This is a genomic window from Mesorhizobium sp. M7A.F.Ca.US.005.03.2.1 (assembly GCF_003997795.1).
GTDB lineage: Bacteria > Pseudomonadota > Alphaproteobacteria > Rhizobiales > Rhizobiaceae > Mesorhizobium > Mesorhizobium ciceri.
In genome coordinates, this window is record NZ_RZRP01000168.1 from 1 (window position 1) to 9,198 (window position 9,198).

Sequence of the window (9,198 nt, forward strand, 5' to 3'; positions counted from 1 at the left end):
CCAGAACCCTATGCTCGTATGTGCGCCATTGGGTGAACTGGGAGAGGTAGTCCACGATCGACTGGCTGTTGGTGTGAAAAATATGTGGCCCATAGCGGTGGATGAGGATGCCGGCTTCATTATAGCAATCATAGGCGTTGCCGCCGACATGGCTGCGGCGATCGACCAAGAGAACGCTTTCATGACGCTGCGAGGCTATTCTTTCGGCAAGCACGCTGCCGGCAAACCCCGCGCCGACGATCAGCCAATCGAACATGGCTATGCGCTCCTGCGCAACGGGACGACCTTCTTGCGTCGGTAGGCGCCCTCAATGTGAGCGGCCATGGCCGTCCATGTTCTTTCCCACGACATGTCAGCCAGATAGGCATCGACTTGCGGCAGCAGCATCTCACGCGGTCGCAAAAGCATGGAGCGCAGCTTGCTCTCCAAGTCGTCACTGTCGGCGATTTCCACCAGTCCAGCAGCGCCGTAGCTGCGCACGACGTCAACGATCGCCGTCGAGATTACGGGCAGGCCCGCAGCCAGGAACTCTGGCGTCTTGGTTGGGCTGATGAACCGGGTCGCTTCGTTGAGTGCAAACGGCATCCACCCGGCATCCCAATGGCGCAGATAATCGGGCAGGTCGCAGTAGGCCTTGGCACCCAACCAATGCAGGTTGTCGGCCTTCGGCAGGATTGCAGGATCGATTTTGACCACGGGGCCAATCATGACGAAATGCACGTCCGGCATCGTCCGCGCCGCTAGCGCCACGAGTCCGGCGTCCAGCCGCTCGTCGATGACGCCGAAATACCCCACCCTCGGGTGAGGAATGCCGGCCTGATCGGCTGGGTCCTTTCCTGGCAGCCTAGCCTTGTGAAAGTGTTTCACGTCGATGCTGCTCGGAAAGGGGTAAATAGCCTGATGCAGGCGGCGCTTGGTCTCGAACAGGCTCAGACCACCGGTGAAAACGAGATCGGCGCGGCGCAGAAGTGCCTTTTCCATCTGCGCCAGTTCGGGCGGCGCATTCTTGAAAGCGGAGAGTTCGTCCATGCAGTCGTAGACGCATATGTCTGGGTCAAGAAACTCCGTGAAGCGGAGAGCCATCGGCGTGTAATACCAGGCGATCAGCCGGCTGTGCGGCATAGAAGCTATGATCTGCTGAACAAACCTCTGCTGCACGGCATCTGATTTCGCGGCCGACGCGCCGAGCGGCAGCACTGGTGTCACGATCAGGATGTTTGGCGATGCCTCGCTCGTCCGCATCTGCGGCTGTGGCAGTTCTTCGAAAACAGGCTCCTCAAAGTAGACCACTCTCTGCTGCTCGGATGCGAGGGTGAGGATATGCTGCGGCCGTTGATGAACGAAATTCCATCGCAAGTGGGAGAAGCAAACCAGTAGATTTTCCCTGCCTGTGTGTTTACTGGCGGATACCCTGCCCAAGGCTGCTTCCATTGAGATGTTCCTTCCCGTAATCTTTCGTTTATGTTACGACTAACATTTGTTAAGCGCGGATCGAGGAGAAATAGACTTCGATGCCAGCTCCTAACTTTCCAGCGCGTGAGTTGTTCCAAGGTGAAGTGAAGAGCTCTCGGTCACCGCTCGGATGACGAATGCGACCATATTTCCGCGAAGCTGAGAACGCTCGCCGCGCATCGCCGGGCTTTGAAAGCGTGAGCGACGGCGGAATGTCGGTGGAGAACGGACCTGCCGTATTTGCGTTGAAGTCGCTGGCTATAAAATGCGCAGGACATCAAGTTGATTCGCCCGCATCGCTGGCGAGTCCGTGCCAGGCGAATTCCGGGGCTGATATGAAGATCGACTTTGCGACCAACGTTTTTCCGCTGTTTCATCCGCAAAGCGTGGATGACCTCAAGGACCCTTGCCCCGTCTTTGATGGCAGCCTGTGGCACGTCTTCGGCTCGAGCGGCACGGTGACCACCGAGACGTGGACGATACTGCACGCCACGGCGCCGGACCTTTATGGGCCGTGGACCGAGCATCAGTCGATCGAGCTTCCAATCAATGGGAGTGGTGTTGCGGCTCCGGGGGTCATCCACGAAAGCGGCGTCTTTCACATGTTCATCCAGACCGAGTTCATGAAGTCTGGCGGCCGCTGCGAGCATGCGGTTTCCAATGACGGGTTCCAGTGGGTGGTTCTTAGCCCCGCAATCCTCGCGATCCCGGACACGGAGGAAGATGGCATTTACGATCCGCATCCCGCACTTATTGGCGGCAAGCGCTACCTCGTCTATTCCGCCATGCCAAAATTCACCAGGGTGCCGCAGCCCGACATCTATCTCGCACGCAGCCAATCCGACTCATGGTTCGGTCCCTGGAAGCGGATCGGCAAGATCCTCGACCACAATGATGTGCCTCACCACAACACAAGAGAGGATCCCGACTATGAATGGGGCATTGAGGGCGCACAACTGGTCGAATTGCCGGACGGTCGCGTGCTTCTCAATGCCACTTGCTTTCTGCCCAATGGCCTTCGCGGGAACCGGCAACGCGTGTTTTTTGCCATCGCGGATAACGTTGCTGGACCTTACGTCTCGATCGGCCCGGTGCTGGAACCAGGCCAGCCGGGAGAGAACGGCCACTCGACAGTGATGATCGAAGGCAGCCAGCTTTCACTGTTTTATCAGAGCCGGGTCGCCACGACTGATCATCGGTGGCGCTACGGCTTGGCCAGATGTGACGTCGCTCTGCTTTCCAGGGTCGCGTGATCCGGTCGGCGCCACTCGTACCGACTGCATCAACGAACTGGACGGCTCGCATTGCGAATAAGCGTCCGTGGCCCGAGACATTCCCGCGGAAAGCCTGCCGGAATTAAGTGTTCCTCGCACGGAACAATGCATCAGAGCTGAGGTTCGGCTGACTTCCAACCAGGAGTCAGCCATGTATTACACCGACAAGAAATTGCAGTACCCGGTTCGTGTGGAAACGCCCAATCCAGTCTTTGCCCGTGCCTTGCAGCAGGCCATCGGCGGAGTAGAAGGCGAGATCCGCGTGGCCTTGCAGTATTTCTTCCAGGCATGGGGATGCCGCGGGCCGGCCAAATACCGCGACCTGTTGTTGAACACGGCGACCGAGGAGCTCGGCCATATCGAAATGCTGGCGACTGCGGTCGCCCTCAATCTTGAGGGTGCACCACTTTCGCTGCAGGAGGACATCTCGTCGGACACGGTCGGCGGCTCGGTCCTCAACGGGATGAACTTCCGCCATATCTTGTCGACCGGCCTGGCCGCACTGCCTGAAAACGCCAACGGCGTTCCCTTCAATGCTTCGCATGTCTATGCCAGCGGCAATCTTGCCGCGGATATGGTCGCAAACGTCACCGCGGAAGGAAGCGGCCGCGTGCTTGCGACCCGCCTGTACAACATGACCAGCGATCCCGGCATGAAGGACATGCTGTCCTTCCTTATTGCGCGCGACACCATGCACCAACAGCAGTGGCTCGCGGCAATCGAAGATATGGGCGGACTGAACGCGTCTCTGCCGGTCCCCAACTCCTTCCCGCAGGAAAAGGAGCATCAGGACGTATCCTATGCCTTCATCAATTGCTTCGTCGAAGGTGTCGAACCAGCGCAGGGACGTTGGAGCGAAGGACCGTCGATGGACGGCAAGGGCGAGTTCTCCCTGGTCGCCGGTTCGCCAATGGGCGAGGAGCCCATGCTGTCGCCGCCTCGGCCAAGTTCCGGCGCCCAGAGCGAGCAGATGATCGACAGGCGGGCAGCCGAATAGGCAAAGATAGCAATGCCGGAGGGAGCCGGCACTCGGCTGTCTCCTACTAGCGGCTCCTGCGGAGTCGGGCGCACCCGGTGGTACCGAGCAACTGGCGCTCCGCACGAGGGATAGTGCGACCCATTGGTGACTGGTGCGTGCCTGACGAAGCTCTCCATTTCCGCTTCGACATAAATGCTTCACCTAGGGAACATCGCCGGCTCCGCGAAGTTGGACAGCCACGGAGGACGTGCACATGAACAGTGTCATCTATCTTATCGGCGTTATCGTTGTCGTGCTGGCGGTCCTCTCCTTCCTCGGTCTTCACTAGGTGGCCCCATGCAGCATGAAAACGATCAGGGCGGACAGCCCACCGATTTCGACAAGGCGAAAAGCGACGTTTCCGAAAGGCTTCGCCAGGAAAATGAGCGTGCCAGCGAGTTGCTTCACGACGCGCGTGATACGGTGACCCGCAAGGCTGGCGACTATGCATCTGAAGCCAGGGAGGTCATCTCCGACAAGGCGCAGGAAGCGCAGCGCGACATCGGATCGAGCCTGGCGGCGCTGGGCGGCGCACTGCGCGCGGCCAGTGATCACCTGGCCAACAACGATGAAAGGAACGCATCGAAGTTCGCATTGGATGCTGCCGGTGGCTTGGAGCGGCTTTCATCGTCATTGAAACAGAAGCCGTTCGGCCAGGTCCTGGAGGACGTGCAGTCCTTTGGCCGGCAAAATCCCGGTGTCCTGCTTGCCGGATCGGTATTGGCCGGATTGGCTCTCGGGCGGTTCATCAAGGCCTCGCCGCCGGCGGGTCGAGAATTTCAGGATGCGCCGGGAGACCTCAAATCCCACACCGATCAGGCACAGGGTTGGTCCGCTGATCGGTCGCAGGATTCGGGCGTCGTCGGCGATGATGGGGCCATGCAGAGCGCGGAGCAGGACAGATGAACACCCAGGACAACCCAAGCCTTGCCGGGCTGATCACCGACTTGGCCCAGAATGTCACCACTTTGGTGCAAACCGAGGCCAGGCTGTTTCGGGCCGAGCTTTCTGAAAAGCTTGCCAAAGCCGGAGCAGGTGCCGCGGAAGTGCTGGGCGGCGCGATCTGCTTGCTCGCCGCGCTAATGGTGTTGCTGCAGGCACTCGTTATTGCACTGACGCGGGCAGGACTTGGCGCGGGGTGGTCTTCCCTGCTGGTCGGCGTGGTCGTGGCGGCCCTCGGCATTATCCTGCTGCGGACCGGGACGGCCAGCATGGCGCCTTCGGAACTTACCCCCGACCGCACCCAGGAACAGCTCAAGCGCGACGCGAGCGTGATCAAGGAACAAGTGAGATGACTGAGAAATCCGCAGCCGAACTTGAACGCGAGGCCGAGGCAGCCCGTGCGCGGGTGATGGAGACCGCCGAATCCATTCGAGGCAGGATGACGCCGGGACAATTGCTGGATGAGTTCACCGGGCTGTTCTCGGGAGGGGAGAGTTCGGCCATGCTCGCCAACCTCAGAACGCAGGTCCGAGACAATCCTTTGCCGGTCACTATGGTGGGCGCGGGTCTGGCTTGGCTGATGTTCGGCAGTGGTACCGCAGACACCGCCCGCGGTTCGGCTGGCTACTCAATGCCCTCGGCGCCGGGACGACATGATGAACGGGAACGTGGAGGCTTGGGCAGCACGCTTTCCGATGCCGCCGCATCGCTGTCATCGGCTGCCGCCAGCGTCGGCGATACCGTTTCCAGCGCGGCAAGCAGCGCCGCGGAGGGTTTGACGGGCAGCACGGCCACTGCAAGATCGGTGACCGGCGACATGGCGGCGAAAGCCGCCCGCTCCGCGCAAGATCTGTTGGAGAACCAGCCCTTGGCCATAGCGGCCGCGGGTCTCGCCATCGGCGCCGCCATAGGTGCAATGTTGCCCCATACCGCAACGGAGGATGAGCAGCTAGGCGCCTATGGCGAAAAGCTTCGCGATACCGCCGAAACCATGCTCGACAGGGGTCTCGACGAGGCCAAGCAGGTCGCCGCCGAAGCCTATGAGACCATCAAGCAGGAAGCTGGCCGGCAACATATGGAAGCAGACACGATCGCCGATCAGCTCGGCGAGATCGTGAAGTCCACAGCAGACAAGACCGAGCACGCCGTGCGTGAACGGATTTCCGATCCATCTCAGCGTCAAACCTAGCTTGAATGATCCTGGATCAACGACAATCGGTCTCTTCAGAAGGGTCGGCGTTGTCCGTCAAACGGTGAACCGCTCAATCATTTCAGAGCGTAGAGGTAGGCCGCGATATCGCGCGCCTGCTGCTCCGAAATTCGGGTCGATGGCATGGCCGTGCGCGGATTGATTTCCCTGGCAGATCGTATCCAGCGGATCAGGTTCTCTGGATTGTTGGCCAGCCCGCCGCCGATAAAGGTGCGGTCAGCAAGACTGGCGTCGAGGCGTGGACCGACCTGCCCTTGCGCGCCCGGCACGCCCGAAATCGTATGGCAGCCGGAACAACCATTCGCAGTCATGATCGGCATGGCGCGCGCAATGTCACCTCCCGTGGCCGCCTCCGCCTCGTGGCGGATGCGCGCCGCCTGATCGGACCACCAGGTCATTCCGGCCACGCCCGCAACGAGCAGCACCAGCGCGGCGCTGGCGCCGGCAAGCAGCTTAGACAAGCTCGTAGGCATGCGCCGCCTCCCCCCTTCCGCTCGCCTTGATCCACAGCGCGGCCAGCAGCAGCGCTGCGCCGCCATAGATCAGTCCAGCGGGAACCCACATCACCAGCCCGGCAAGTTGCTGGTCTTCCAGGGGGCTCAAATTCCATAGTGCCGCACCCACCGCGTTCTGCGGGTACCAGAGCCGCGGCCAGAGCAGCAGGAGCACGCCAAGCAGGCCAGTGTGCAGCGAGGTGACGAAAAGATGCATCACTGCGGTCCCATAGGCATGCTGGCGGCCGGGACGCGGCAAGAGTACCCACCAGAACAGCAGCCCTGTTCCGAAGAAGCTCGCGTGCTGTGCATAGTGCATCACGCCGCGTTCGAGCGCGGCCTCGAACAACGCCGGAAGGTGCCAGATCCATATGGCCAGGCCGTGGGCAATGGTCGCGCTGAGCGGTCGAGTTACGAAAGACCAAACCGCATTCAGCCATCTGCCGTGCCCGGCCATTCCAAGAATGCGCCGGACCCCGGCGGGAAATCCCCACATCAAGGCCGCAGCCGGGCTGGCGGAGACCAGCAGCGGCGCCGCCACGGCCATCAGCAGTTCATGCTCGATCATATGCGCCGCAAAGATCTGCTCACCGAGTGCATGAATCGGGCTGACCAACGCGGCCGTCAACACGCCCCATCCGGCCGTGAACAGCAGAGCCTGGCGCAGCCGCAGAGTCCTGCCGCGGCTGCTGCGCCGCCAAAGCCGGCCAGCTCCAACGACATATATCAGGGCAAGCACGGCAAGTGGCAGGGTGATGGGCAGCGCGAGCGTCCACCCGGCCTCGGGTGCGCCGGCGCCGTAGCAGATGGAAGTAGAGAACAGCCCGTCCAGATTCATCGCAGGCACTCATCCAGGATCAGCGCCGCGCTGCCTTGCATGAGGATCACAAGCGCAAACAGCAACGCCGACAGCATGCCGAGATTGGCGACGAAGCGCTCTGTGGCGCGCGTACGCTTCGGCTTGAATGCGGCACCGCCTCGCCGCTTCGCCCGCCACGACAGCGCCCCGCCGAGCAGCGACAACAAGACGAGCAGCAGCGCCACGGGAAGCACGACCGGCACCTGGCGATTGCATTGCCAGGGCACCAGCGCATAATTCAGCTGTGTCGAGACCGCCCACGCCAGCGGCCCTGACAGAAGACCACCCCAAGACGTTCCCAGGCGTAATGCACGCATCTCAGCCTAGCCTCGGCACCCAGTAGATGAGCAGATAGATCGGAATCCAGGTCAGGACCACGAAGTCCCAGTAGAAGACATTGTCGCCGACATCGCCGAAGCGACGGCCGCTATAGCCGTGGCGCGTGAACATCAGCACAGTCAGCACGATGGTGTCGCCGACATCGGTGATGAGATGGGTGGTGTGCAGCCCGAGCAGCACCCAGAGCATCGATCCATAGGCATTGGTGTCCCAATAGATGTTGAGGGCCGGGAATTCGAACCAGCGCACGACGAGCGGAGCGATGCCGAGCAGCGACATGACCATCAGCCCGATCCGCACCGGCACCATCGAACATTGCTTGGCATAGCGGTGGAGGATGTGGTTAGGCACAAGGCTGACGATGAACAGAATGGTGACGATCGTTCCGGGCCAATGGTTCGGGCGCGGTGCGCTGAGGGGCCAGTCTGGCCATGACTGCGCAAGGTAGAGATAAGCGCCGGCCGCCAGCGCGAAGCCCGTGCCTTCCAGCGCCATGAAACCCAGCGTGCCCCACCAGGTCGGGCTGCGCGGACCGTGCCCGAAGGTGGGCAGGCCAGAAAGATCGGCGGCGGCGCGCTGCTTCATTCCTCGTCCTCCGGATCGCCCTTGGGCCAGAACCATCCGATCAACGTGATGGCGATTGGCGCGGCGCCCCAGACGATCGCCCAGGGCGTGAAGATTGAATAGAGAAACGTGCCGCCGACGGCCAGCGCCGCTAAAAGCGGCCAGATCGAAGGGGCGGCCGATTTCTCGCGAATGTCGGGATGAGCTTCGGCCACGGTCGAGATGAGGAGTTCGCGCGCGTCGACGCGGAGCCCGGTCGCTACAGGGAGCGCCTCGCGCTCGGCCCAGAGCGGCTCGATATGAGTCACGATGGGAATGCGTGCGAAATTATAGCTCGGCGGCGGCGAGGATGTTGCCCACTCCAAGGTTCCTGCGTCCCACGGATTGTTGCCGGCCGAGGTGCCTTTCAACGCGCCATGCACAAGGTTGAAGGTGAACAGGACAAAGCTCAGGAAGAAGAGTAACGCCCCAGCCGAGATGAAAAGGTTGATGTTGCCCCAGCCAAGCTCGGCCGGATAGGTGTAGACACGTCGTGGCATGCCCCACAGGCCGACCAGATGCATCGGGAAAAAGGCTGCATTGAACCCGATGAAGGCCAGCCAGAAATGCCACCGCCCGAGGCGTTCGCTCATCATGCGGCCGGTGACCTTCGGGAACCAGAAATAAGCCGCGCCAAGCAGCGGGAACACCGAGCCGCCGATCAGCACGTAATGGAAGTGGGCGACGACGAAATAGGTGTCGTGGACCTGAAGATCCAACGGCACTGAGGCGAGCATCACGCCCGTCAGCCCGCCGATGACGAAGATGAAGAAAAAGCCGAAGACGAACAGCAACGGAGTTCGGATCACCGGTCTGCCGTCCCATAATGTTGCCAGCCAGCAGAAGATCTGTACGCCGTTCGGGATGGCGATCATCATGCTGGATGCGGTGAAGAAGCTGGCGCCAAGCTTTGGCAGGCCGGTGGCGAACATGTGATGGACCCAAAGCCCGAACGAAAGGAAGCCGACCGCGATCAGCGACAGGACCAGCCCGAGATGACCGAATGT

12 protein-coding genes are annotated in these 9,198 nt (G+C 61.3%); 5 read left to right on the plus strand and 7 right to left on the minus strand.

All coding sequences use genetic code 11. The annotated features are described in order from the left end of the window. Both EN991_RS12095 and EN991_RS12100 read right to left on the minus strand, forming a co-directional pair. The coding region (locus EN991_RS12095; protein WP_164768999.1) for an NAD(P)-binding protein at nt 1-256 on the minus strand (256 nt) is incomplete at its 3' end. 2 nt (nt 257-258) lie between these two features. Continuing rightward, nucleotides 259-1,431: a glycosyltransferase gene (locus tag EN991_RS12100; RefSeq protein ID WP_127368831.1), complete on the minus strand. Its 1,173-nt coding sequence runs from the start codon at nt 1,429-1,431 to the stop codon at nt 259-261. 158 nt (nt 1,432-1,589) lie between these two features. Between EN991_RS12100 and EN991_RS12105 the strand changes: the two genes are divergently transcribed. The 5 genes from EN991_RS12105 to EN991_RS12125 all read left to right on the plus strand — a co-directional run bounded on the left by EN991_RS12105 (nt 1,590) and on the right by EN991_RS12125 (nt 5,875). Next, nucleotides 1,590-2,705: a hypothetical protein gene (locus tag EN991_RS12105; RefSeq protein ID WP_164752036.1), complete on the plus strand. Its 1,116-nt coding sequence runs from the start codon at nt 1,590-1,592 to the stop codon at nt 2,703-2,705. A gap of 172 nt (nt 2,706-2,877) precedes the next feature. Beyond that, nucleotides 2,878-3,723 carry a manganese catalase family protein gene (locus EN991_RS12110; RefSeq protein ID WP_013525132.1) on the plus strand — a complete coding sequence of 282 codons (846 nt, stop codon included), beginning with the start codon at nt 2,878-2,880 and terminating at the stop codon, nt 3,721-3,723. A gap of 318 nt (nt 3,724-4,041) precedes the next feature. Beyond that, the gene (locus EN991_RS12115) at nt 4,042-4,650 is read left to right on the plus strand and encodes a hypothetical protein (RefSeq protein WP_127368832.1); all 609 of its coding nucleotides are present in this window, start codon (nt 4,042-4,044) and stop codon (nt 4,648-4,650) included. Beyond that, nucleotides 4,647-5,039, plus strand: coding sequence for a phage holin family protein (locus EN991_RS12120; RefSeq protein WP_013525134.1), 393 nt, complete (start codon nt 4,647-4,649; stop codon nt 5,037-5,039). Before EN991_RS12115 ends, EN991_RS12120 begins: the two co-directional genes overlap by 4 nt. Nucleotides 5,040-5,095: 56 nt before the next feature. Continuing rightward, nucleotides 5,096-5,875, plus strand: coding sequence for a hypothetical protein (locus tag EN991_RS12125; RefSeq protein ID WP_245460950.1), 780 nt, complete (start codon nt 5,096-5,098; stop codon nt 5,873-5,875). Nucleotides 5,876-5,952: 77 nt separating this feature from the next. On the opposite strand, the gene EN991_RS12130 is transcribed toward EN991_RS12125, so the two are convergent. The 5 genes from EN991_RS12130 to EN991_RS12150 form a co-directional block, all read right to left on the minus strand. Continuing rightward, complete coding sequence (locus EN991_RS12130) at nt 5,953-6,369, minus strand: c-type cytochrome (RefSeq protein WP_027161878.1); 417 nt, start codon at nt 6,367-6,369, stop codon at nt 5,953-5,955. Then, nucleotides 6,350-7,228 (minus strand): cytochrome c oxidase assembly protein, encoded by an 879-nt coding sequence (locus EN991_RS12135; RefSeq protein WP_127368834.1) that lies wholly within the window; start codon nt 7,226-7,228, stop codon nt 6,350-6,352. Before EN991_RS12135 ends, EN991_RS12130 begins: the two co-directional genes overlap by 20 nt. Further along, nucleotides 7,225-7,566, minus strand: a complete 342-nt coding sequence (locus tag EN991_RS12140; RefSeq protein WP_063170778.1) for a hypothetical protein — start codon at nt 7,564-7,566, stop codon at nt 7,225-7,227. The genes EN991_RS12135 and EN991_RS12140 overlap by 4 nt, the downstream gene beginning before the upstream one ends. A gap of 1 nt (nt 7,567) precedes the next feature. After that, nucleotides 7,568-8,173, minus strand: a complete 606-nt coding sequence (locus EN991_RS12145) for a cytochrome c oxidase subunit 3 (protein ID WP_013525139.1) — start codon at nt 8,171-8,173, stop codon at nt 7,568-7,570. Continuing rightward, a partial coding sequence (locus EN991_RS12150) for a cbb3-type cytochrome c oxidase subunit I (protein ID WP_206519196.1) occupies nt 8,170-9,198 on the minus strand: 1,029 nt, incomplete at its 5' end. The genes EN991_RS12150 and EN991_RS12145, both read right to left, overlap by 4 nt.

What these genes read in the sequence shown, in the direction of transcription:
- EN991_RS12100 (WP_127368831.1), bottom strand. Translation starts at nt 1,431, where the DNA reads ATGGAAGCAGCCTTGGGCAGGGTATCCGCCAGTAAACACACAGGCAGG.
- EN991_RS12105 (WP_164752036.1), top strand. Translation starts at nt 1,590, where the DNA reads ATGCGACCATATTTCCGCGAAGCTGAGAACGCTCGCCGCGCATCGCCG.
- EN991_RS12110 (WP_013525132.1), top strand. Translation starts at nt 2,878, where the DNA reads ATGTATTACACCGACAAGAAATTGCAGTACCCGGTTCGTGTGGAAACG.
- EN991_RS12115 (WP_127368832.1), top strand. Translation starts at nt 4,042, where the DNA reads ATGCAGCATGAAAACGATCAGGGCGGACAGCCCACCGATTTCGACAAG.
- EN991_RS12120 (WP_013525134.1), top strand. Translation starts at nt 4,647, where the DNA reads ATGAACACCCAGGACAACCCAAGCCTTGCCGGGCTGATCACCGACTTG.
- EN991_RS12125 (WP_245460950.1), top strand. Translation starts at nt 5,096, where the DNA reads ATGGAGACCGCCGAATCCATTCGAGGCAGGATGACGCCGGGACAATTG.
- EN991_RS12130 (WP_027161878.1), bottom strand. Translation starts at nt 6,369, where the DNA reads ATGCCTACGAGCTTGTCTAAGCTGCTTGCCGGCGCCAGCGCCGCGCTG.
- EN991_RS12135 (WP_127368834.1), bottom strand. Translation starts at nt 7,228, where the DNA reads ATGAATCTGGACGGGCTGTTCTCTACTTCCATCTGCTACGGCGCCGGC.
- EN991_RS12140 (WP_063170778.1), bottom strand. Translation starts at nt 7,566, where the DNA reads ATGCGTGCATTACGCCTGGGAACGTCTTGGGGTGGTCTTCTGTCAGGG.
- EN991_RS12145 (WP_013525139.1), bottom strand. Translation starts at nt 8,173, where the DNA reads ATGAAGCAGCGCGCCGCCGCCGATCTTTCTGGCCTGCCCACCTTCGGG.